22 protein-coding genes are annotated in these 21760 nt (G+C 67.1%); 8 read left to right on the top strand and 14 right to left on the bottom strand.

The features are described from left to right. Positions 1-35 precede the first annotated feature (35 nt). On the top strand, positions 36-1109 hold the full coding sequence (locus tag C6P61_RS02330) for an ABC transporter substrate-binding protein (RefSeq protein ID WP_211296913.1): 1074 nt from the start codon (positions 36-38) through the stop codon (positions 1107-1109). Between the two features lie 56 nt (positions 1110-1165). Here C6P61_RS02330 and C6P61_RS02325 read toward each other — a convergent pair whose 3' ends face one another. From C6P61_RS02325 to C6P61_RS02260, 14 genes are all read right to left on the bottom strand, one after another. Further along, positions 1166-1486 carry a YqjK family protein gene (locus C6P61_RS02325; protein WP_105728319.1) on the bottom strand — a complete coding sequence of 107 codons (321 nt, stop codon included), beginning with the start codon at positions 1484-1486 and terminating at the stop codon, positions 1166-1168. A gap of 4 nt (positions 1487-1490) precedes the next feature. After that, positions 1491-1889 (bottom strand): phage holin family protein, encoded by a 399-nt coding sequence (locus C6P61_RS02320; RefSeq protein ID WP_105728318.1) that lies wholly within the window; start codon positions 1887-1889, stop codon positions 1491-1493. Between the two features lie 22 nt (positions 1890-1911). Further along, on the bottom strand, positions 1912-2229 hold the full coding sequence (locus tag C6P61_RS02315) for an ElaB/YgaM/YqjD family protein (RefSeq protein ID WP_105728317.1): 318 nt from the start codon (positions 2227-2229) through the stop codon (positions 1912-1914). Between the two features lie 41 nt (positions 2230-2270). Next, a complete protein-coding gene (aspS, locus tag C6P61_RS02310) occupies positions 2271-4064 on the bottom strand; it encodes an aspartate--tRNA ligase (protein ID WP_105728316.1) in 1794 nt (597 codons plus the stop codon). Positions 4065-4097: 33 nt separating this feature from the next. Beyond that, on the bottom strand, positions 4098-4742 hold the full coding sequence (locus C6P61_RS02305) for a DUF502 domain-containing protein (protein WP_105728315.1): 645 nt from the start codon (positions 4740-4742) through the stop codon (positions 4098-4100). Between the two features lie 16 nt (positions 4743-4758). Then, positions 4759-5061 carry an FmdB family zinc ribbon protein gene (locus C6P61_RS02300; RefSeq protein WP_105728314.1) on the bottom strand — a complete coding sequence of 101 codons (303 nt, stop codon included), beginning with the start codon at positions 5059-5061 and terminating at the stop codon, positions 4759-4761. 64 nt (positions 5062-5125) lie between these two features. Continuing rightward, the gene (gene ubiB, locus C6P61_RS02295) at positions 5126-6679 is read right to left on the bottom strand and encodes a ubiquinone biosynthesis regulatory protein kinase UbiB (RefSeq protein ID WP_105728313.1); all 1554 of its coding nucleotides are present in this window, start codon (positions 6677-6679) and stop codon (positions 5126-5128) included. Next, complete coding sequence (locus C6P61_RS02290; protein ID WP_244908738.1) at positions 6676-7224, bottom strand: ubiquinone biosynthesis accessory factor UbiJ; 549 nt, start codon at positions 7222-7224, stop codon at positions 6676-6678. Before C6P61_RS02290 ends, ubiB begins: the two co-directional genes overlap by 4 nt. Positions 7225-7259: 35 nt before the next feature. Further along, complete coding sequence (locus C6P61_RS02285; protein WP_105728311.1) at positions 7260-7919, bottom strand: Tim44 domain-containing protein; 660 nt, start codon at positions 7917-7919, stop codon at positions 7260-7262. A gap of 40 nt (positions 7920-7959) precedes the next feature. Then, a complete protein-coding gene (gene ubiE / locus C6P61_RS02280) occupies positions 7960-8691 on the bottom strand; it encodes a bifunctional demethylmenaquinone methyltransferase/2-methoxy-6-polyprenyl-1,4-benzoquinol methylase UbiE (RefSeq protein ID WP_105728310.1) in 732 nt (243 codons plus the stop codon). A 41-nt stretch (positions 8692-8732) separates the two neighbouring features. After that, a complete protein-coding gene (locus C6P61_RS02275) occupies positions 8733-9149 on the bottom strand; it encodes a gamma-butyrobetaine hydroxylase family protein (protein ID WP_105728309.1) in 417 nt (138 codons plus the stop codon). 88 nt (positions 9150-9237) lie between these two features. Further along, on the bottom strand, positions 9238-9690 hold the full coding sequence (locus tag C6P61_RS02270) for an HIT family protein (protein ID WP_105728308.1): 453 nt from the start codon (positions 9688-9690) through the stop codon (positions 9238-9240). Positions 9691-9693: 3 nt separating this feature from the next. Continuing rightward, positions 9694-13605 (bottom strand): DUF3683 domain-containing protein, encoded by a 3912-nt coding sequence (locus tag C6P61_RS02265; RefSeq protein WP_105728307.1) that lies wholly within the window; start codon positions 13603-13605, stop codon positions 9694-9696. Between the two features lie 90 nt (positions 13606-13695). Continuing rightward, a complete protein-coding gene (locus C6P61_RS02260; protein ID WP_244908737.1) occupies positions 13696-14031 on the bottom strand; it encodes a hypothetical protein in 336 nt (111 codons plus the stop codon). Between the two features lie 42 nt (positions 14032-14073). Here C6P61_RS02260 and hemA point away from each other — a divergent pair, with 42 nt between their 5' ends. The 7 genes from hemA to C6P61_RS02230 all read left to right on the top strand — a co-directional run bounded on the left by hemA (position 14074) and on the right by C6P61_RS02230 (position 21570). Continuing rightward, the gene (hemA, locus tag C6P61_RS02255; protein ID WP_105728306.1) at positions 14074-15360 is read left to right on the top strand and encodes a glutamyl-tRNA reductase; all 1287 of its coding nucleotides are present in this window, start codon (positions 14074-14076) and stop codon (positions 15358-15360) included. A gap of 23 nt (positions 15361-15383) precedes the next feature. Then, positions 15384-16499 (top strand): peptide chain release factor 1, encoded by a 1116-nt coding sequence (gene prfA / locus C6P61_RS02250; protein WP_105728305.1) that lies wholly within the window; start codon positions 15384-15386, stop codon positions 16497-16499. Between the two features lie 59 nt (positions 16500-16558). Beyond that, a complete protein-coding gene (prmC, locus tag C6P61_RS02245) occupies positions 16559-17440 on the top strand; it encodes a peptide chain release factor N(5)-glutamine methyltransferase (protein ID WP_244908745.1) in 882 nt (293 codons plus the stop codon). Positions 17441-17503: 63 nt separating this feature from the next. Next, positions 17504-20620: a response regulator gene (locus tag C6P61_RS02240; RefSeq protein ID WP_105728303.1), complete on the top strand. Its 3117-nt coding sequence runs from the start codon at positions 17504-17506 to the stop codon at positions 20618-20620. Positions 20621-20631: 11 nt separating this feature from the next. Beyond that, the gene (locus tag C6P61_RS17570) at positions 20632-20904 is read left to right on the top strand and encodes a hypothetical protein (protein WP_146114951.1); all 273 of its coding nucleotides are present in this window, start codon (positions 20632-20634) and stop codon (positions 20902-20904) included. After that, on the top strand, positions 20901-21227 hold the full coding sequence (gene grxD, locus C6P61_RS02235) for a Grx4 family monothiol glutaredoxin (RefSeq protein ID WP_105728302.1): 327 nt from the start codon (positions 20901-20903) through the stop codon (positions 21225-21227). The genes C6P61_RS17570 and grxD overlap by 4 nt, the downstream gene beginning before the upstream one ends. Before the next feature lies 1 nt (position 21228). Next, positions 21229-21570 (top strand): 4a-hydroxytetrahydrobiopterin dehydratase, encoded by a 342-nt coding sequence (locus tag C6P61_RS02230; protein ID WP_105728301.1) that lies wholly within the window; start codon positions 21229-21231, stop codon positions 21568-21570. The last annotated feature ends 190 nt before the right edge of the window (positions 21571-21760 follow it).

Raw genomic sequence — 21760 nt, 5'->3', positions numbered from 1 at the left:
TAATGAATAAGACGATGATTTTATTAGCTATAGGCTTGAACCTGGCACTAGGGGGATGTGGTCAGAAGGAGCCGATCAAGATCGGCTTCATCGGCGGCCTGACGGACCGCAACTCCGACAACGGCCAGTCCGGCCTGAACGGCGTGATCCTTGCGGTGGAACAGTTCAATCGCCAGGGCGGCCGGGAAGGACAGATGGTCGAACTGGTGACCAAGGATGACGCGCAAAACCCCGCGACGGCGCAGCAGTCGACCCGTGAGCTCGTGGCGGCCAAGGTCGAGGCGGTGATCGGCCCCTTCACCAGCGGCATGGCCAAGGTCATCGTCCCGATCACGGCACAGAACGGCATCTTCCAGGTCAGTCCGACCATCACCTCGATGGACTTCTACGGCAAGGATGACAACCTGTTCCGCATCAACCGGACCACGCGCGACTATGCCGAGGACTACGCCAGCGTCCTGATGAGCCAGGGCCTGCGTCGCACGGCAGTGGCCTACGACACCCGCAACCTGAACTTCACGGCCTCCTGGCTCAAGGAATTCCGCGCGGCGGAACAAGCGGCGGGCCAGAGCCTGGCGGCAGAGATTGCCTATGAATCCGGCGACAGCACCGACTTTGGTCAGGTCATCAGCCAGATGCTGGCCAGCAAGCCCGACAGCCTGGTCTTCATTTCCGGCGCGCTCGACGTGGCCAGGCTGGCCCAGCAGGCGCGCAAGCAGGCGCCCAAGCTGCCGATCGCGGCCGCCGAATGGGCCGCGACCGAGCAATTGGTCGAGCTCGGCGGCGAGGTGGTCGAAGGCCTGCTGATCGTGCAGAACTACGACCGCGACGATCAGTCCGAGCGTTACCGGGATTTCGCCGATGCCTTCTACAAGCGCTTCCAGCGCCAGCCGGGCTACAGCACCGTGGCAGCCTATGACGCGACCACCGTGGTGCTGACCGCGCTCAAGAACCGCAAGCGCGGTGAAACGCTCAAGCAGGCGGCCTTGCGCAGCGGCCCCTACCAGGGGCTGCAGCAGAGCATCACCTTTGATGCCAACGGCGACACCCGACGCCAGGCCTTCTTCACGACGATCCAGAACGGACGCTACGTCAAGCTGCAGGATTGAGACCGAAAGGCGCGCGCCAGGGATTTTGAGCCCGCGCAGCGCCCCGGTTGATGCATTCAGCGCAGGAACTGGGCCGCCATGGCGCTGGCACGCGCGTCCCAGGCGGCGCGCACGCGCCTGAACAGCTGCCAGCCGGCCCAGCCACGCCGGCCCCAGCGCAGCAAGGTGCGCGGTCGGCGCCAGGCCAGCAGCGCCAGCGCGGCGGCCGGCACCAGCGGATGCTCGCGCAACCAGACCGCAGCGCTCCAGGCACGGTCGGCACCGCGCAGCAGCGGCGCAATGCCTTCGCCATGGCGCTGCAAGCGCTGGCGCAGCTCGGATGACTGGTGCAGCAATTCCTGACGGCGCATCCAGAGGCGCTGCTGACGCGGAGTCATGCGGTCAGGGGGCAAGACGCTGGTCGTCCTGCCTGAGTTCTTCGAGGCTGGCGTCGAACCAGCGCTGGGTCGTCTGCCAGCGTTGGCGCAGCAGCACCAGCGCGACCAGGCCCAGGGTCAGGAACAGGGTGGAGAAGACCGCCAGGGCCAGCAGGCGATGACTGTCCCACAGCAGCACCGTCAGCAGCACTGCGAAAAAACCCAGCCCCAGGCCGAGGAACAGCAGCGCGGCCAGACCGGCGAGCAGCAGCTCGACGCTGGCCAGGGCATGCTCGCGCGCCTCGACCCCGAACAGCTCCAGCCGCACGCGCAGCAGGGCCACGCCATCGTGCAGCCAGCCGCGCAGCGCCTGGGTCACGCGCTCGGGGGCCGGGTCGGCGTGCGGGCGGTCTTCTGCAGCCATCACGCGCACGCCGGGGCGAACATCAACGGCGGCCGATCAGCATGCCGACCAGCAGGCCGGCACCAGCGGCGATGCCAATCGCCTTCCAGGGGTTCTCGTGCACGTAATGGTCGGTCGCCTTGGCCACCTGGCGGGTGCTCTCGCGCAGGGCGGCTTCGGCGTCGGCCAGCTTCAGGCGGGCCAGGCGCAGATTGGTCTGCATGCGCTCGCGCAGCTCGGCGATCTTCTCGCCGGTCTGGGAGGCGGTGGCAGCCAGCAGCTCCTCGGCGTCAGTCACGACGACCTTGAGGTCAGCGACCAGCTTTTCCTTCGGAGCGAGTGCGGTATCGAGTTGGTTCATGGTGCTTCTCCCGTCAAAATGACTACACGTGACTCACTATATCAGGCGGCTTGCGTGTTGCGCAAACGGATGTGGAGCTCGCGCAACTGCTTCTCGTCGACCGCGCTCGGGGCCTGGGTCAGCAGGCACTGGGCGCGCTGGGTCTTGGGGAAAGCAATCACGTCGCGGATCGACTCGGCCTTGGTCATCAGCGTGATCAGGCGATCCAGGCCGAAGGCCAGGCCACCGTGCGGCGGCGCACCGTATTGCAGCGCATCGAGCAGGAAGCCGAACTTGAGCTGGGCGTCCTCGGGCGAGATGTTGAGCGCGGTGAAGACCTTGCTCTGGACATCGGCGCGGTGGATACGGATCGAACCGCCGCCGAGCTCCCAGCCGTTCAGCACCATGTCGTAGGCCTTGGCGATGCACTTGCCCGGATCGGTGTCCATGTAGTCCTCATGGCCGTCCTTCGGTGCGGTGAAGGGGTGGTGGACCGCGTTCCAGCGCTTGCCTTCGTCGTCGTACTCGAACATCGGGAAGTCGACCACCCACAGCGGAGCCCAACGGTCCTCGAAGAAGCCCAGCTTCTTGGCCAGCGGGCTGTGACCGATCTTGATGCGCAGCGCGCCGATGGCGTCGTTGACGATCTTGGCCTTGTCGGCACCGAAGAACAGGATGTCGCCGTTCTGCGCGCCCGAGCGGCTCAAAATCTCAGCGATGGCCTTGTCGTGCAGGTTCTTGACGATCGGGCTCTGCAGGCCGTCACGGCCGGCGGCGACATCGTTGACCTTGATCCAGGCCAGGCCCTTGGCGCCGTAGATCTTGACGAAGTCGGTGTAGGCGTCGATCTCGCTGCGGCTGATCTCGGCGCCGCCGGGCACGCGCAGCGCGACCACGCGGCCGTTCTTGTCCTGGGCCGGCGCGCTGAAGACCTTGAAGTCGACATCGGCCATGACATCGGTCAGCTCGGTGAACTCGAGCGTGACGCGCAGGTCGGGCTTGTCCGAGCCGTAGCGGTGCATGGCTTCGGCATAGGGCATGCAGGGGAACTCGCCCAGGTCCACACCCATGGTGTGCTGGAACACGCTCTTGATCATGCCCTGGAACATCGAGCGGATGTCCTCTTCGGTCAGGAAGCTGGTCTCGATATCGATCTGGGTGAATTCCGGCTGGCGGTCGGCGCGCAGGTCCTCGTCGCGGAAGCACTTGGTGATCTGGTAGTAGCGGTCGTAGCCGGCCACCATCAGCAGCTGCTTGAACAGCTGGGGCGATTGCGGCAGCGCGAAGAAATGGCCGTCATGGACGCGGCTGGGCACCAGGTAGTCGCGCGCGCCTTCGGGCGTGGACTTGGTCAGCATCGGCGTCTCGATGTCGATGAAGCCATTGGCATCGAGGAACTTGCGCACCTCCATCGACACCTTGTAGCGCAGCATCAGGTTCTTCTGCATGTAGGGGCGACGCAGATCCAGCACGCGGTGCGTCAGGCGGGTGGTCTCGGACAGGTTGTCGTCGTCGATCTGGAACGGCGGGGTCACCGAGGCGTTGAGCACGACGATCTCGTGGCACAGCACCTCGATCTTGCCGCTCTTCATGTTGTCGTTGGTCGTGCCCTCGGGGCGGGCGCGCACCAGGCCCTTGACCTGGATGCAGAACTCGTTGCGCAGGCCTTCGGCGATCGCGAACATCTCGGGGCGGTCCGGGTCGCAGACGACCTGGACATAGCCTTCGCGGTCGCGCAGGTCGACGAAGATCACGCCGCCATGGTCGCGACGGCGGTTGACCCAGCCGCACAGGGTCACGGTTTGACCCAGCAGGGCCTCGGTCACCAGACCGCAGTATTCGGAACGCATTGCCATATTGAGCTTTCTAGAAATATCGGAGATGGGGCCTCAGGCCTGGCTGGCCGGCGCATCGGCCGGCTGCAGCGCCTTGGGGCCACCGGGCACGATCACGCCCATCGAAATCACATAGGTCAGCGCCTCGTCGACGCTCATCGTGAGCTCGACGCAATCGCGCTTGTGCACCATCACGAAGTAGCCGCCGGTCGGGTTGGGCGTGGTCGGCACGAAGACGCTGACATAGTCCTGGCCGTTGAGGTGACGCGCGACGTCGCCGCCGGGCGCGCCGGTCAGGAAGGCGATGGTCCACATGCCCTCGCGCGGCCACTGCACCAGCAAGGCCTTGCGAAAGGCATTGCCCTTCTCGGAGAACAGGGTGTCGGAGACCTGCTTGACGCCCGAATAGATCGAGCGCACGACCGGAATCCGGTGCAGCAGCGCATGCCACCAGTTGACCAGCTTGTTGCCGATGAAGTTGGACGCCAGCGCACCGATCGAGAGCACGATCAAGAGCGCGAACAGCACGCCCAGGCCCGGGATGTTCATTCCGAGCAGCTGCTGCGGCTGCCAGGCCTCGGGCAGGATCCTGAGCGTCTGATCCAGCGTCGAGACCACCCAATCGAGCACCCAGAGCGTGATGACCAGCGGCACCAGGGTCAGCAGGCCGGAGAACAGCCATTTGCGCAATGCGGACATGTCTTGTGCCTTCTTTTCAGTGGCAGGCACAGGAGCCGCCACAGCCGGCGGCGGGCGCCGGGCTGTCGCTGGCGGCAGGAGCCGCCGCTTCGGCCGGCGCGCTGGCCGGTGCCGTGGTGCCGCCGGCACCGCTGGTGCTGCCGCGGAAATCGGTCGCATACCAGCCCGAGCCCTTGAGCTGGAATCCGGCGGCGGTCAGCTGCTTGCTGAAGGTCGCCGCACCGCAGGCGGGGCAATCGGTCAGGGGTGCGGCGGAAATCTTTTGCAGGACGTCCTTGGCATGGCCGCAGGACTCGCACTTGTAGGCGTAGATGGGCATGGCGTTACCGTTCGGGTCGGGAAATGGAAAACCCTTGATTATAAATTGGGGTGGGATTCCTGTATCACCAGAGCCGCACGCGCACCAGCAACTGCATCGCCAGCAGCCCGAGCGCAAAGCCCAGCCCGCCGTAGATCAGGCCTTGCAGCAGACGGTTGGTGCGCCGCTGCTCGCTCAGCAGGGCCCGCAGCTCGCGCGACTCGTCGCCCTTGCGCTGGCGCAGGAAGTCATGTAGCAGGCGCGGCAGCTCGGGGATCAGCTTGGCGTATTGCGGCGCCTCGGCCTTGAGCTGCTGCCAGAACATCTTGGGGCCGAGCTGGTCGATCATCCACTTCTCGAGGAAGGGCTTGGCCGTGTTCCAGAGGTCGAGCTCGGGGTCGAGATCGCGGCCCAGGCCCTCGATGTTGAGCAGGGTCTTTTGCAGCAGCACCAACTGGGGCTGGATCTCGACGTTGAAGCGGCGCGAGATCTGGAACAGCCGCATCAGCACCATGCCGAGCGAGATTTCCTTCAGCGGACGGTCGAAATAGGGCTCGCAGACCGAGCGGATGCCGGCTTCCAGCTCGTCGACCCTGGTGTCCTCGGGCACCCAGCCCGACTCGATGTGCAGCTCGGCCACCCGCTTGTAGTCGCGGCGGAAGAAGGCGGTGAAGTTCTGCGCCAGGTATTCCTTGTCGAACTGGGTCAGCGTGCCGACGATGCCGAAGTCGAGCGAGATATAGCGGCCGAAGGTCGCCGGGTCCAGGCTGACCTGGATATTGCCCGGGTGCATGTCGGCGTGGAAGAAGCCGTCGCGAAAGACCTGGGTGAAGAAGATCGTGACGCCGTCGCGCGCCAGCTTGGGGATGTCGACGCCGGCCTCGCGCAGGCGAGCGACCTGGCTGATCGGCACGCCCTTCATGCGCTCCATCACCAGCACCTCGGTGCGGCACCAGTCCCAGTACATCTCGGGGATCAGCACCAGATCGAGGTCGGCCATGTTGCGCCGCAGCTGGGCGGCGTTGGACGCCTCGCGCACCAGGTCGAGCTCGTCATGCAGGTACTTGTCGAATTCGGCCACCACCTCGCGCGGCTTCAGGCGCTTGCCGTCGGCCGACAACTTCTCGACCCAGCCCGCCATCAGGCGCATCAGGCCCAGGTCCTTGTCGATCACTGGCAGCATGCCGGGGCGCAGCACCTTGACCGCGACTTCGCGCCCGTCGTGCAGCACGGCGAAATGCACCTGGGCGATCGAGGCGCTGGCGACCGGCTGCTGGTCGAAGCTGGCGAAGATCTGGTCGAGCTTCTGGCCGAAGGCGCGCTCGATGGTGGCGACCGCGACCTGGCTCGGGAATGGCGGCACCCGGTCCTGCAGCCGCGCGAGCTCGTCGGCGATGTCGGGCGGCATCAGGTCGCGCCTTGTCGAGAGCACCTGGCCGAGCTTGACGAAGATCGGCCCGAGCGCTTCGAGCGCCTCGCGCAGGCGCTGGCCGCGCGGTGCCGTCAGATCGCGCCCGATCGTGATGAGACGGCGCAGGGCACGCAACAGCGGGTTCGGAAAGCCCGACAGCAGCAGTTCATCCAGGCCGTAGCGCAGCACAACCCAGACAATGAAGAAGCCGCGCAGGTAGCGGCTCATGGCGCGGCCTTGTTGCGGCGTTCGGCGGCCTGCAGCAGGAAGCCCCGCAGGCCCTGTACCAGCGTCCGGCCGGCAGCAGCCAGCTGGTGCGCGACCGGGTCGCCTAACAGGCGCGCCAGGTCTTCCTCGAGGTCCCAGCGCAGGTTGTCGACCAGCCAGGCGACCTCGGCCGCCAGCTGCACATCGCCCTGGATCTCGACCGGCGGCTTGCCGCCTGCCAGCAGGGTCTGCGCCAGCGCCAGCGGCGAGGCCTCGGCCACGCGCAGTTGCAGGTCGGACGACTGGTCCGGCTGGGACAGCGCCAGCAGGCCGGCCGGGGTCGGCTGCAGCACCAGCTCGATGCTGCCCCAGCTCAGCTGCAGCCGCTTGCCCTGCTGGCGCCGGAGCCGGTCCATGGCCTGGGGCTCCTGCTGCAGCACATGGTTGAGCAGCAGCACGAGGCGGTTGTGCAGTTCGGCGCGCAGCCAGGCCGGCGGTGCCGGCAGCCTGGAGGCGAGTTGCTGCAGCAACTCAACCGGCGGCAAGGAAAATGGGGGCTTGTTCATAGGTCCCCCGATTTTGACGGATAAAGGCCGACCTTTTATTGCATGGCCTGAACACCCGCGACCAGCCAGCCCTCGGCACCGCTCTTGGGCCGGATGATGCTCCAGACCTCGCGGAAGGGATTGGGGCCGGCAGCGGCCGCATCCCGGATCAGGCCCGAGAACTCGACGCTGGCCAGGTACTCGCCCGCCTGTTCCTCGATGCCAAGCAGCTTGGCGTCGAGCATCACGACCTCGGAGCTCGGGCCGACAGCGTCGGCCTGGTGCTCGCGCTCGAGCAGCTGGGACTGGATCTGGCCCAGCATGTCGTCGGTCATCATCGCGCGCAGCGCCGGCATGTCGGCGCGGTCCCAGGCTGCCTGCAGCTGGATGAAATGGGCCTTGGAGGCCTCGAGGAAGGCTGCGGCATCGAAGCCAGCCGGCTGGCTCGAATCAGCAGCGCCCCATTGCGGCACGGCGCCAGCCTCGCCCACAGCCGGGTTCAAGGCGGCATCGGAAGCGCCGACCTGCTGTTCCCAGGGCCGGGCCGAGGCATCGTTGCCAACGTTCTTGGCACTGTAGCTGGCCGGCAGTCGCGCGGCCTCGGGCGCCGCGGCCCCCGAAAAGGGCTGCGCCGGCCCGTCCTTGCGGCCACGCCACCAGCTGCGCAGCACCCAAGCCAGCAGGACCAGGCCCAGGATCGCTATCCACCATTCCATTTCAGTACTCCCCTGTCTTCAGGCGACGGTTACAGCCGGCTCAGCACTTGATGCCCAGGTGCAGCGCCGCAACGCCAGCCGTCAAGTTGTGCACATCCACATGGCCGAAACCGGCCTCGCGCATCATGCCGCGCAAGGTTTCCTGGTCCGGGTGCATGCGGATCGACTCGGCCAGGTAGCGGTAGCTGCTCTCGTCCTTGGCAATCCACTTGCCGAGCTTGGGCAAGATATTAAAACTATACCAGTCGTAGGCCTTCTCTAGCGGGGCAGCGACTTTGGAAAATTCCAGTACCAGCAATTTGCCGCCCGGACGCAGCACACGATTCATCTCGCGCAGCGCGATGTCCTTGTGCGTCATGTTGCGCAGGCCGAAGGCGACGGTCACGATGTCGAAATGGCCGTCCGGAAACGGCAGCTTCTCGGCGTCGCAGACCAGGGTCGGCAGCACATGGCCGTGGTTGAGCAGGCGGTTGCGGCCCTCGCGCAGCATGGCCTCGTTGATGTCGGTATGCACCACCTGGCCGTTGGGCGCGACCTTGGGCGCGAAGGCCAGGTCGAGGTCGCCGGTGCCGCCCGCGATGTCGAGCACGCGGTCGCCCGGGCGCGGGTTGGCGACCTGGATCGTGTAGGCCTTCCAGAGGCGGTGCAGGCCGGCCGACATCAGGTCGTTCATGATGTCGTAGTTGGACGCGACCGAGTCGAACACGCTGCGCACATGGCGCGCCTTGTCTTGCTCGTCGACGGTCTTGAATCCGAAATGGGTCTGGCTCATGGCGTCAGTTCCTGCAGGGTGCTTGCCGTTGCTGCGGCTGTTCAATGGGAGTGGCCGCAGGCCGAGCCGGCCTTGTCAGCCATCGGCGCGTCGCGGTCGAGGCCGGCGGCCTGCAGGCGGGCCAGGTAGTCGGTCCAGCGCTGCTCCTGCTCGGCACCGAGCCGGTACAGATAGTCCCAGCTGTAGAGGCCGGAGTCGTGGCCGTCCGAGAAGGTCGGCTTGACGGCGTAGTGGCCGACCGGCTCGAGTGCCGTGATCTCGACCTCGCGCTTGCCGGTCTGCAGCGTCTCCTGGCCCGGGCCGTGGCCCTGGACCTCGGCCGAGGGCGAGAGCACGCGCAGCAGCTCGAACGGCAGCCGGAAGCGCGCGCCGTCAGCGAAGGCAATCTCGAGCACGCGCGACTTGGCGTGCAGCGTCAACTCGACGGGATGGGGGGTGTTGGGGTTCAGGCCAGCCATGGTCTCTCGCAGAAGGCTCGGGGATCAAAACGCTATCGTAACGCGCGGCAAGCGGGTGGCAAACGGGCGGCAAGCCGCCCGGGCCGGATCAGAAGATCTGCGCGACGGTCGCAGCGATGGCGGCGTCACAGTCCGCCAGGCGCGCGTGCAGTTCCGCCAGCCGCTGTGGGTCGGCCGCACGCTGCGGCGCGGCCCAGACCGGCGCCGGCCAGCGGCTGTCCCAGTCATGGCGCGCGATCACATGCCAGTGCAGGTGCGGCACCATGTTGCCCAGGGCCGCCAAGTTGACCTTGGTCGGCGCCAGCTGATCGCGCAGCACGCGCTCGACCGCGCTGACGGCACGCAGACACAGCAACTGGTCGGCCTCGGCCAGGTCCGAGAACTCGGCCACATGCTCGTTCCAGACCACGCGGTAGAAGCCGGGAAAGTCCGCCGCGTCCGGCCCGGTGGCGCGGATGATGCGGAACTTCCCGTACCGGGCGATCAGCAGCCCGCCGTCCTCGTGACAGAGCGGGCAGCCGGGCTCAGGGCTGGCAGCCATGGCTCAAACCAGCACGCGCTCGATGCCGCCGGCATTGGCCTTGGCGACATAGTCGGGCAGCCAGTTCTCGCCCAGGATATGGCGCGCCATCTCGACCACGACATAGTCGGCTTCGAGCAGGCCGTTCTGCAGGTCCTCGCCATAGCGGCTCAGGCCCTGGAAGCAGCTCGGGCAGCTGGTCAGGATCTTGGTCTTGCCAACCTGCTGGACCACGCCGTTCTTGGCCGCCAGCGCCGACAGCTCCTGCGCGTTCTTGTTGAGCTCCTCTTCCTTGCGGAAGCGGACCTGGGTCGAGATGTCGGGCCGCGTCACGCCGAGCGTGCCGGACTCGCCGCAGCAGCGGTCGCTCTGCACCACGGTGTCGCCGACCAGCGCCTTGACGGTCTTGATCGGTGCCTGCAGCTTCATCGGGCTGTGGCAGGGGTCGTGGAACAGGTAGGCGCCCTTGGCGTCGAGCGTGATGCCCTTCTCGAGCAGGTACTCGTGGATGTCGATGATGCGGCAGCCCGGGAAGATCTGGTCGAACTGGTAGCCCGACAGCTGGTCATAGCAGGTGCCGCAGGACACGACCACGGTCTTGATGTCGAGGTAGTTCAGCGTGTTGGCAACGCGGTGGAACAGCACCCGGTTGTCGGTGATCATCTGCTCGGCCTTCTCGAACTGGCCCGAGCCGCGCTGCGGATAGCCGCAGCACAGGTAGCCCGGCGGCAGCACGGTCTGCACGCCGGCATGCCAGAGCATGGCCTGGGTCGCGAGGCCGACCTGGCTGAACAGGCGCTCGGAGCCGCAGCCCGGGAAGTAGAACACCGCCTCGCTGTCGCTGCTGGTGCCTTGCGGGTCGCGGATGATCGGGACGTAGTCCTTGTTCTCGATGTCGAGCAACGCGCGCGCGGTCTTGTTGGGCAGGCCGCCCGGCAGCTTCTTGTTGATGAAGTGGATCACCTGCTCCTTGATCGGAGCGGGACCGACCGAGGCCGGCGGGGCACTGGTCTGCTTCTTGGCGAAGCTGTTGAGCACGGTGTTGGCCAGGCGCTGGGCCTTGAAGCCGACGCCGACCATGGCGCTGCGCGCGAGCTTGATGGTCTCGGGGTTGGTCGCGTTGAGCATGAACATCGCGGCGGCGTTGCCGGGACGGAAGCTCTTCTTGTCCATCTTGCGCAGCAGGTTGCGCATGTTCATCGAGACATCGCCGAAGTCGATCTTGACCGGGCAAGGCGACAGGCACTTGTGGCAGACCGTGCAGTGGTCGGCCACGTCCTCGAACTCTTCCCAATGCTTGAGGCTGATGCCGCGCCGGGTCTGCTCCTCGTAGAGGAAGGCCTCGACCAGCAGGCTGGTGGCCAGGATCTTGTTGCGCGGCGAGTACAGCAGGTTGGCGCGCGGCACATGGGTCGAGCAGACCGGCTTGCACTTGCCGCAGCGCAGGCAGTTCTTGACCGAATCGGCGATGGCACCGATATCGCTCTGCTGCATGATCAGCGACTCGTAGCCCATCAGGCCGAAGCTCGGCGTGTAGGCCATGCTGAGGTCGGCGCGGCGCATGTCGGCCGCGTCGAACGAGCTGCCGCCGCGCAGCAGCTTGCCCTTGTTGAAGCGGCCTTCGGGGTCGATGCGCTGCTTGTAGCCGGCAAACGGCGCCAGTTCGGCGTCGCTCAGGTATTCAAGCTTGGTGATGCCGATGCCGTGTTCGCCCGAGATCACGCCGTCAAGGCTGCGCGCCAGCACCATGATGCGGTCGACCGCCTCGTGCGCGGTCTGCAGCATTTCGTAGTCGTCGCTGTTGACCGGGATGTTGGTGTGCACGTTGCCGTCGCCGGCATGCATGTGCAGCGCGACCCAGACCCGGCCCTTGAGCACGCGCTTGTGGATTGCCTTGCATTCCTCCAGCACCGGCGCAAACACCGAGCCGGTGAAGATGGCGCGCAGTGCCTCGCGGATCTGCGTCTTCCAGCTCGCGCGCAGGGAATAATCCTGCAGCTGGTCGAAGAAGCTGCGACCGGTATCGGCCTGCACGGTATCCAGGCCGTCCATCCACTGCTGCCACTGGGCGCGCACGCTGCGGATCACGGCCAGCGCGCGCTCGCGGTGTTCCTGCAGCGTCTCGGCGCTCGGCATGTCGTTGGGGTCCTCGACCTTGCCCAGCGGCAGGTTGCCGTGCGCGAAGAAGGTCTCGAGCTCCTGCGCCAGCCTGACCTTGTTGCGCAGGCTCAGCTCGATGTTGATGCGCTCGATGCCCAGCGTGTACTCGCCCATGCGCGGCAGCGGGATCACCACGTCCTCGTTGACCTTGAAGGCGTTGGTGTGGCGGCTGATGGCGGCGGTCTTCTTGCGATCGGCCCAGAACTGCTTGCGCGCATCGGGGCTGACGGCCGTGAAGCCCTCGCCGGCGCGGCCGTTGGCCAGACGCACCACTTCGCTGGCGGCACGCGCGACCGCATCCGGATCGTCACCGACGATGTCGCCGATCAGCACCATCTTGGGGAAGCCGCCGCGCTTGCTCTTGGTCGAGTAGCCGACCGCGCGCAGGTAGCGGTCGTCGAGGTGTTCGAGGCCGGCCAGCAGCGTGCCCGAGCGCGTCTGCTCGGCAAACATGAAGTCCTTGATCTCGACGATGCTCGGCACGCCGTCCTTCGGGTTGCCGAAGAATTCCAGGCAGACGGTGCGGGTGTGCTCGGGCATGCGGTGCAGCACCCAGCGCGCGCTGGTGATCAGGCCGTCACAGCCCTCCTTCTGCACGCCGGGCAGGCCGGCCAGGAACTTGTCGGTCACGTCCTTGCCCAGGCCTTCCTTGCGGAAGGTCTTGCCCGGGATGTCGAGCCGCTCGCTGCGGATCGGCGTCTTGCCGTCGGCCTCGAAGTAATGCAGCTCGAAGCTGGCGATCGCGGCGTCGTGGATCTTGCCCAGGTTGTGGTCGACCCGCACCACCTCGAGCCATTGCGCGTCGGGCGTGACCATGCGCCAGCTCGCCAGGTTGTCGAGCGCGGTGCCCCACAGCACGGCCTTCTTGCCGCCGGCGTTCATCGCGATGTTGCCGCCGACGCAGCTGGCCTCGGCGCTGGTCGGATCGACCGCGAACACGAAGCCGGCGCGCTCGGCCGCATCGGCCACGCGCTGGGTCACGACGCCGGCCTCGGTCCAGAGGGTCGGCACCTTGTGGTTGACGCCGGGCAGGTCGATCAGCTCGACCTCGTTCATGCCAAGCAGCTTCTCGGTGTTGATGACCGCACTCTTCCAGGTCAGCGGGATCGCGCCGCCGGTGTAGCCGGTGCCGCCGCCGCGCGGGACGATAGTCAGGCCGAGCTCGATGCAGGCCTTGACCAGGCCGGCCATCTCGGCCTCGGTGTCGGGAGTCAGCACGACAAACGGGTATTCGACCCGCCAGTCGGTCGCGTCGGTCACATGACTGACGCGGCTCAGGCCGTCGAACTTGATGTTGTCCTTGGGCGTATGGCGGCGCAGCACCTTGCCGGCCTGCTGGCGCAGCGCGCCCATCTGCTCGAAGGCGGCCGCGAACTGGCGCACGGCCAGGCTGGCCGCAGCCAGCAGCTCGACCACCAGCGCGTCGCGCTCGCCGTCTTCCTGCGGCCGGCGGCGCTTCTCGACCTCGCCCAGACGGTGGTTCATCGCCTCGACCAGGGCCTGGCGGCGCTTGGGGTTGTCGAACAGGTCGTCCTGCAGATAGGGGTTGCGCTGCACCACCCAGATGTCGCCCAGCACTTCATACAGCATGCGGGCCGAGCGGCCGGTGTGGCGCTCCTGGCGCAGCTGGTTCAGCACCTCCCAGGCGCGGGAGCCGAGCAGACGAACGACAATTTCCCGATCCGAAAACGAGGTGTAGTTGTAGGGAATCTCACGCAGGCGAGGAGTGTCGCCGGCGGCGTCGAGCAGGTGCTGGATCGGGGTGGGTGCGTTCATATCCGGAGCAAGTTTCGCCGTGGTACGGGGGGAAGTGATGTTACCGCAGCCCTGGCGGCAGCGGACAGGGGTGGCGGCAAGGCAGTACCGCTAGCGTGGATACGGGGTGCGGCGCGACCCGATCCCGGGCGCCAGGCGGGTCTGCAGCCAGCAAGCCAGGCTGGCGACGACCAGCACCAGACCGGCATAGGTCGCCATGCGGCCGTCGCGGCCGAAACCGACCAGTCCCGCCAGCAGCACCAGCAGACCGGCACCCGCGAGAGGCCACCAGGCACGCCACAGCCGCAGCGGCGTCAGACCGCGCCAGCCGGCCACGGCCGGCGCCAGCAGGGTCGCGAGGCCGAGCGCCGGCAGGGCGAAATTGGCCAGATGCAGGAGCCAGCCCCAGAGCGCCAGAACGAAGGAATAGCTGTCGGTCAAGGGCATCGAAAAACAATCAAAGACGAAAATTTTATAATGTCTTCCCATATGGCTGTCTGGGCGCTAGGAATCAATCACCACACCGCTCCGCTCGACTTGCGCGGGCGGTTCGCGTTCGCGCTCGACCAGCTGCCGGAAACGCTGCAGCGCTTCCGGGCCTCGCTGGCGCGCCAGCCCGAGGCCGCGCTGCTGTCGACTTGCAACCGAACCGAGATCTACTGCGCCGCCGACGAGCTTGAACTTGAGTCGACCGTGCAATGGCTGGCCAACACCGGCGGCGTGAGCCCGCAGGAACTGCTGGACCATGCCTATGTGCTCAAGGGTGGCGAGGCGGCGCGTCACGCTTTTCGCGTCGCCAGCGGCCTCGACAGCATGGTGCTCGGCGAGGCCCAGATCCTGGGCCAGCTCAAGCATGCGGTGCGCGCCGCTGACGAGGCCGGCGCCCTCGGTAGCACGCTGCACCAGATGTTCCAGCGCAGCTTCGCGGTCGCCAAGCAGGTGCGCAGCCACACCGAGATCGGCGCGCACTCGATCAGCATGACCGCGGCCGCGGTGCGGCTGGCCGGCCAGCTGTTCGAGGACCTGAAGGACATCAAGGTGCTGTTCGTCGGTGCCGGCGAGATGATCGAGCTGGCCGCGACCCATTTCGCGGCCAAGGCGCCCAAGGGCATGGCGATCGCCAACCGCACGCTCGAACGCGGCGAAAAGCTCGCCAGCCGCTTCGGCGCCGAGGTGCTGCGCCTGTCCGACCTGCCCGAGCGCCTGCATGAATTCGATGCCGTCATCAGCTGCACCGCCTCCAGCCTGCCGCTGATCGGCCTGGGCGCGGTCGAGCGCGCGCTGAAGAAACGCCGCCACCGGCCGATCTTCATGGTCGACCTGGCGGTGCCGCGCGACATCGAGGTCGAGGTCCAGCAGCTGTCCGATGTCTATCTCTACACCGTCGATGACCTGGCCGCCGTGGTGCAGACCGGCAAGGAAAACCGCCAGGCCGCCGTGGCCGAGGCCGAGATCATCATCGACGCCGGCGTGCAGAGCTTCATGCACTGGGTCGGGCAGCGCGATCCGCGCGGTGGCGTGGTCGAATTGATCCGCGACCTGCAAACGCAGACCGACGAATGGCGCGCGGCCGAACTCGCACGGGCGCGCAAGTTGCTCGCGCGCGGCGACGATGTCGATGCCGTGCTCGAGGCACTGGCACGCGGCCTGACGCAGAAGATGCTGCACGGCACGCTGGCCGAACTGCACACCGGCGACGCCGCCACGCGCCAGGCGACCGCTCAGACGGTCGCGCGCCTGTTCCTGCGCGGCCAGGGCAAGCGCCAGACGGGCTGAGGCAGCAATTTTATAATCCGTGGATGAAGCCCTTCATCCGCGAAACCCTGGAGCGCCAGCGCCTGCGCCTGCACGAACTCGATGCCCTGCTCAGCGCGCCCGACGCCACCCAGGACATGGAGCGCTTTCGCAAGCTGACGCGCGAGCATGCCGAAAACGGTGCCCTGATCGAGCCCTGGCTGCGCTACCAGCAGCGCGAAACCGAACTGGCCGAGGCCCGGCTGATGGCGCAGGAGGACGATGCCGAGCTGGCCGCCATGGCGCGCGACGAAATCACCGCCGCCGAAGCCGAGCTCGCCGCGCTCGAGCAGGAGCTGCAGGTGCTGCTGCTGCCCAAGGACCAGGACGATGACCGCAATGCCTTCCTCGAGGTGCGCGCCGGCACCGGCGGCGACGAGGCCGCGCTGTTCGCCGGCGACCTGACCCGGCTCTACACCCGCTACGCCGAGCGCCAGGGCTGGCGCGTCGAGGTGGTCAGCGAGTCGCCCAGCGAGCTCGGCGGCTACAAGGAAGTGGTGCTGCGCGTGGTCGGCAGCCGGGCCTACGGACGTCTGCGCTTCGAGTCGGGCGGCCACCGGGTGCAGCGCGTGCCGGCGACCGAATCCCAGGGCCGCATCCACACCAGCGCCTGCACCGTCGCGGTGATGCCTGAGCCCGACGAGACCGAAGCCATCAAGCTCAATCCGGCCGACCTGCGCATCGACACCTTCCGCGCCAGCGGCGCTGGCGGCCAGCACATCAACAAGACCGACTCGGCCGTGCGCGTGGTCCACCTGCCGACCGGCATCGTGGCCGAATGCCAGGACGGCCGCAGCCAGCACAGCAACAAGGCGAAAGCGCTGCAGGTGCTGCAGGCGCGCATCCAGGAAAAGGAGCGCAGCGAGCGCGCCGCCAAGGAGGCCGCCGAGCGCAAGGGCCTGATCGGCAGCGGCGACCGCAGCGACCGGATCAGGACCTACAACTTCCCGCAGGGCCGCCTGACCGACCACCGCATCAACCTGACGCTGTACAAGCTCGGCGCCGTGATGGAAGGCGAGATCGACGAGGTGATCCACGCGCTGCAGCTGGCGCGCGGCGCCGAACTGATGGCCGACCTCGAACAGAGCGCCGGCCAGGCCGCGCACGGGGCGCTGGCATGAGCGCCGCCGAACCGGGCGGACTGGCTGCGACCGGACCCGACGCCGACCGGGATCAAGCCCTGCCGGCAACGGTGCAGCAGGCCTTGCTGCGCGCCCGCCAGGCCGGACTCGACAAGCTCGACGCCCAGGTGCTGCTGCTGCACCGGCTCGGCCGCTCACCGCACGACCGGGCCTGGCTGATCGGGCACGACACCGACCCGCTGGCCACGGAGGCCGCGCAGGAATTCCTGGCGCTGTGCCGCCGCCGACTGGCGGGCGAACCGGTGGCCTATCTGATTGGCAGGCGCGAATTCCACGGCCTCGAACTGCAGGTCGACGCGCGCGTGCTCGACCCGCGCCCCGACACCGAGACCCTGGTCGACTGGGCGCTCGAAGTGCTGGCGCCACTCCAGGCCCCCAGCCTGCTCGACCTCGGCACCGGCAGCGGCGCGATTGCGCTGGCGCTGCAGCAGCGCCGGCCCGATGCCCAGGTCTGGGCGCTCGACGCCAGCGGCGACGCGCTGGCCGTCGCCAGTGCCAACGCCAGCCGGCTGGAGCTGCCGGTGCGCTTCCTGCTCGGCAGCTGGCTGTCCGACTGGGCCCAGCGCCAGGCCGAAGCTGCCGCCCAGTCTACGCAAGGCCCCGCCCTGCCCGCGCGCTTCGAGCTGATCGTCAGCAACCCGCCCTATATCCGCGCCGACGACCCGCATCTGGCCGCGCTGACGCACGAGCCGCTGTCGGCATTGGCCAGCGGTGCCGACGGGCTGGACGACATCCGCGTCATCGCGGCCCAGGCCGGGCAGCACCTGCAACCCGGCGGCTGGCTGCTGCTCGAGCATGGCTGGGACCAGGCCGACGCGGTCGCGCAACTGCTGGGCGAACAGGGCTATCTAGAGGTCCAGCACCGGACCGATCTGGCCGGGCACCTGCGCTGTACCGGCGGGCGCCGCGCCGCCCGTTAGCCCGAGCGCGAGCCGAGTAACAACCTGAAACAACTAGCTCAAGAATGGTCATAATGAAACACCATGAACGGAGCCAAGATCAGTTTGCTGCTGCGCTCGCACTGGTCGGTGCTATCGGCCAGCGCGGACATCTTGCCGCTGCTGGGTTATGCGGTCGATGACTTCGTCAACGAGCGCCTGTCGTTCGCGGAGCTGATCCACCCGGACGACAGCGACCTGAGCGAAATCCTGTTCGCGTCCGACAGCCGCCCGTCATCCGGCGCCCTGAGCCTGCGGCTGCGTCAGGCCAGCGGCCGGATCCGCTGCGTCAGGGCGAGCTACATCCGATCGCCGGCGCGGGACGGCGAAGTCATGCTGGAACTGGAGTTGCAGGACGCCAAGAGCCTGCCGCGGACGCTGGACGATGCGTCGCTGACGGCCAACTTCCGGGCCATGATGGAGAACACCGACGACTTCATCTACTTCAAGGACCGCAACCATGTCTTCACCGGCGCCAGCCAGACCCTGGTGACGATCTGCAGTCCGGCCGAGCACTGGACCGACCTGCTGGGCCAGACCGACTATGACGTCTTTCCGGAGGCGCTGGCCGACCGCTACTACTACCTGGAAAAGCAGGTCTTTGCCGGTCTGCCGGTCGCGCACGAGGTCCAGCCCATCATGGGCAAGGACGGCCGGGCTGGCTGGGTCGACAACCGCAAATACCCGATCCGCAACCAGGACGGCCGGATCGTCGGCCTGTTCGGCGTGGCGCGCGACATCACGCGCAGCGTCGAAGCCGAGCAATCCGAACACAAGGTGCAGCGCGCGCTGCGCCTGCTGAGCGACTGCAACTTCGCGCTGGCCCGCTCCGACTCCGAGACCGAACTGCTGAGCGACATCTGCCGCGTCGTGGTCGAATCCGGCGGCTACCGCATGGCCTGGGTCGGCAGCGCCGAACAGGACCCCGGCAAGACGATCCGGCCACTGGTGTCCTGGGGTTCGAACGACGGTTACCTGGCCGACATCAAGATCAGCTGGGACGCGAACTCGGAATTGGGGCGCGGACCGACCGGCGAAGCCATCCGCAGCGGCCAGCCACAGGTCAACCAGAACTACCTGGGCAATCCCCAGATGGCGCCCTGGCGCGACATCGCGCTCAGGCATGGCTACCAGTCCAGCATCGCCCTGCCGATGATGCTGGCAGACACCGGCACTTTCGGCGCCATGATGGTCTACGCCCGCGAGGCCGATGCCTTCGCGCCCGAGGAGGTCAAGCTGCTGCTGGAACTGGCGCACAACATGGCCTTCGGCATCGAGCGCCTGCGCGAGCGGGCACGCCGGCTGGCCGCAGAATCCGCCAGCGAAGCCAAGAGTGCCTTCCTGGCCAATATGTCGCACGAGATCCGCACGCCGATGAATGCCGTCATGGGCATGACGCTGCTCGCGCTACGGGCCGACCCGCCGCCCAAGGTGCGCGACTACCTGCAGAAGATCCAGTCGTCGAGCCGGCATCTGCTGGGCGTGATCAACGACATCCTCGACATCAGCAAGCTCGAAGCCGGCAAGGTGGCGCTGGAACAGGTCGAGTTCGACCTCGAGCAGATGCTCGACGACGTGGTGTCGGTCATTTCGGAAAAAGCCGACGGCAAGGGGCTCAAGCTCGTCGTTGAGGTCGCCAGCGGCCTGCCGATGCAGCTGATCGGCGATCCGCTGCGGCTCGAACAGGTGCTGATCAACCTGGCCAGCAACGCCGTCAAGTTCACGACCCAGGGCGAGATCGCGATCAACGTCTCGCTGCAGGAACGCCGCCCGGGACAGGTGACACTGCATTTCGCGGTGCGCGACACCGGCATCGGACTGTCGCAGCAGCAGCGCGAACTGCTGTTCCAGACCTTCCAGCAGGCCGACAACTCGATCACGCGCAAGTACGGCGGCAGCGGGCTGGGCCTGTCGATCTCAAAACGGCTGGTCGAACTGATGGGCGGCCGCATCGGCCTGGACAGCCGCCCCGGCATCGGATCAACCTTCTGGTTCACGGCCTGCCTCGGCCTGGGCCATGCCAGCCCGCGGCAGCCAGGGGGCAGGATCGAACTGAGCGACCCCAGGACGCCTTCAGCCCCACACAGCCAGACTGCAGGACAGGCCTTGTCGCCCGCAGTCGAACTGCAGGGCGCACGCGTGCTGCTGGTGGAAGACAACGAGCTCAACCAGGAAGTGGCGACCGAGTTCCTGCAGGCGATCGGGCTGCAGGTGGAACTGGCCGGTGACGGCGCGATCGCACTGCACAAGGTGCAGCGCCAGCATTACGACATCGTGCTGATGGACATGCAGATGCCGGTGATGGACGGACTCAGCGCGACGCGCGCGATGCGCAAGCTGCCCGGCTTGCAACAGCTGCCGATCCTGGCGATGACGGCCAACGCGATGGCGATCGACCGCGAGCGCTGCCTGGAGGCCGGCATGAACGACCATATCGCCAAGCCGATCGACCCGGAGCAGCTGCTGGCCAAGCTGCGGCACTGGATCAAGCCCGCCGCCAGACCTGGCGCCGATGCGGCACCGGGTCATGCCGCTGCCCGGCACCAGCCGACGCCTGACGAAGACAATCCATGCTGGAAGGCACTGGCACAGGTCGACGGGCTCGACAGCCGGCTCGGGCTGCGGCAGGCGGGCGGACGCGAGCCGCTCTACCTCAGCCTGCTGGCCAAGTTCGTCACCGGTCAGGCCGATGCGCCGGACCAGCTGGCGCGGGCCATTGCCGGTTCGAACTGGGACCAGGCAGAACGGACGGCGCATACGCTCAAGGGGGTCGCAGCCCAGATCGGCGCCCAGGCGCTGAGCGAGGCTGCGCGGCAGCTGGAACAGGCGGTGCGCGAACGCCGGCCCGCCAGCGAACTGGAACCGCTGCGCGACAGCGCCGCGCGCCAGCTACTGCCGCTGAGCCAGGCGATTGCCGCCCGCCTGCCCCGAACGGAACCGGCCGGCCCGGTCGAGACAGTGGATGCCGGGCAATGGCCGCCGCTGCGTGCCAAGCTGCTGGGCCTGCTGGAGGACAGCGACACAGAATGTCTGCAATTGCTCGAGCAACAGGCCGGCCAGATCCGCGCGGCGCTGGGACAAGTCCGCTACGAAATCGTGGCCCAGGCGATCCGGGATTTCGACTTCGCGGCCGCCTGGGCCGAACTGCAGCGGGGGCCCTGACCAGGACCGGCATGGCAGTCCGGCATCGGATCGCGGCGCGCATCGGGTTTCGTAACCACGACAGCCTCGACAGCAGCCGGCCGCAGGACTACATTCAACTCATCGACCGGCGCACAGAACTCATTGATGGCTGCGAAGGTTGTGAAGACGAGCCCGCCTTTGTGCGGGCTTTGTCTTTTGCAGGCTTTGTCTTTTGCGGCTTGGCTACCACCCGACTCGCAAGGTCACCGCGGCGCTGGGATAATCAGGGTTTTACCCACAGCGACAAGCGGAACCACCCATGAGCGACACCCAACAGCGCATCGACCAACTGGTCAAGAACAACGAGATCGTGCTCTTCATGAAGGGCAGCGCCAGCTTCCCGATGTGCGGCTTCTCGGGCCGCGCGATCCAGATCCTCAAGGCCTGCGGCGTCGACACCAAGACGGTCCAGACCGTCAACGTGCTGGAAGACCAGGAAATCCGCCAGGGCATCAAGGAATACAGCAACTGGCCGACCATTCCGCAGCTCTACGTCAAGGGCGAGTTCATCGGCGGCTCGGACATCATGATGGAGATGTACGAGTCGGGCGAACTGCAGCAGGTCATCGACGGCAAGGCGGCCTGAGATGACTGACGAGCTGCAACTGCCAGCCAACGAGGAGCTGCAAGTGCTGGGTACCGAGCAGGTGCGCCAGCAACTGACCGAGCTGGAGCTGCCGAACTGGGAGTACGACGAGGAGGAGCAGTCGATCACGCGCTGGCTCGCCTTCCGCGACTTCGGCCAGGCCTTCGGCTTCATGACCCGGGTCGCGCTCGAGGCCGAGCGGCGCCAGCACCATCCCGAGTGGTTCAACCTCTACAACCGGGTCGAGATCAGCTTCACGACCCACGACGCCGGCGGCGTGACCGCACGCGACCTCGAGTTCGCGCAATGGGTCGAGGACGTGGCGGCCAGCTCAGGTGCCTGAGGCTGGGCTGTCACGACGGCCGTCGGGGTGGGTTACCCCTGACGGCCGATTTGCTGGCCGCGCAGCGGACAGATGAGGCCGGCAGGGGTAACCCACCCCGACTGCGTACAGAAAGATTTGCTGGCCGCGCAGCTGACGAAGAAGCTGACCGGGGTGGGCGGGCTCTGATGGCCGATTTGCTGGCCGCGCA

Origin of the sequence: Malikia spinosa (assembly GCF_002980625.1) — a bacterium.
Taxonomy (GTDB): Bacteria; Pseudomonadota; Gammaproteobacteria; order Burkholderiales; family Burkholderiaceae_C; genus Malikia; species Malikia spinosa.
This window is presented reverse-complemented; position numbering and strand designations above follow the sequence as displayed.

Coding starts and splice junctions, on each gene's coding strand:
- hemA (WP_105728306.1), top strand. CDS start 14,074: ATGGCTGTCTGGGCGCTAGGAATCAATCACCACACCGCTCCGCTCGAC.
- ubiB (WP_105728313.1), bottom strand. CDS start 6,679: ATGAGCCGCTACCTGCGCGGCTTCTTCATTGTCTGGGTTGTGCTGCGC.
- C6P61_RS17570 (WP_146114951.1), top strand. CDS start 20,632: ATGGCAGTCCGGCATCGGATCGCGGCGCGCATCGGGTTTCGTAACCAC.
- C6P61_RS02325 (WP_105728319.1), bottom strand. CDS start 1,486: ATGACTCCGCGTCAGCAGCGCCTCTGGATGCGCCGTCAGGAATTGCTG.
- ubiE (WP_105728310.1), bottom strand. CDS start 8,691: ATGAGCCAGACCCATTTCGGATTCAAGACCGTCGACGAGCAAGACAAG.
- C6P61_RS02290 (WP_244908738.1), bottom strand. CDS start 7,224: ATGAACAAGCCCCCATTTTCCTTGCCGCCGGTTGAGTTGCTGCAGCAA.
- C6P61_RS02300 (WP_105728314.1), bottom strand. CDS start 5,061: ATGCCCATCTACGCCTACAAGTGCGAGTCCTGCGGCCATGCCAAGGAC.
- C6P61_RS02275 (WP_105728309.1), bottom strand. CDS start 9,149: ATGGCTGGCCTGAACCCCAACACCCCCCATCCCGTCGAGTTGACGCTG.
- prfA (WP_105728305.1), top strand. CDS start 15,384: ATGAAGCCCTTCATCCGCGAAACCCTGGAGCGCCAGCGCCTGCGCCTG.
- C6P61_RS02230 (WP_105728301.1), top strand. CDS start 21,229: ATGACTGACGAGCTGCAACTGCCAGCCAACGAGGAGCTGCAAGTGCTG.
- grxD (WP_105728302.1), top strand. CDS start 20,901: ATGAGCGACACCCAACAGCGCATCGACCAACTGGTCAAGAACAACGAG.
- C6P61_RS02270 (WP_105728308.1), bottom strand. CDS start 9,690: ATGGCTGCCAGCCCTGAGCCCGGCTGCCCGCTCTGTCACGAGGACGGC.
- C6P61_RS02265 (WP_105728307.1), bottom strand. CDS start 13,605: ATGAACGCACCCACCCCGATCCAGCACCTGCTCGACGCCGCCGGCGAC.
- C6P61_RS02305 (WP_105728315.1), bottom strand. CDS start 4,742: ATGTCCGCATTGCGCAAATGGCTGTTCTCCGGCCTGCTGACCCTGGTG.
- C6P61_RS02240 (WP_105728303.1), top strand. CDS start 17,504: ATGAACGGAGCCAAGATCAGTTTGCTGCTGCGCTCGCACTGGTCGGTG.
- C6P61_RS02315 (WP_105728317.1), bottom strand. CDS start 2,229: ATGAACCAACTCGATACCGCACTCGCTCCGAAGGAAAAGCTGGTCGCT.
- C6P61_RS02285 (WP_105728311.1), bottom strand. CDS start 7,919: ATGGAATGGTGGATAGCGATCCTGGGCCTGGTCCTGCTGGCTTGGGTG.
- C6P61_RS02260 (WP_244908737.1), bottom strand. CDS start 14,031: ATGCCCTTGACCGACAGCTATTCCTTCGTTCTGGCGCTCTGGGGCTGG.
- C6P61_RS02320 (WP_105728318.1), bottom strand. CDS start 1,889: ATGGCTGCAGAAGACCGCCCGCACGCCGACCCGGCCCCCGAGCGCGTG.
- aspS (WP_105728316.1), bottom strand. CDS start 4,064: ATGGCAATGCGTTCCGAATACTGCGGTCTGGTGACCGAGGCCCTGCTG.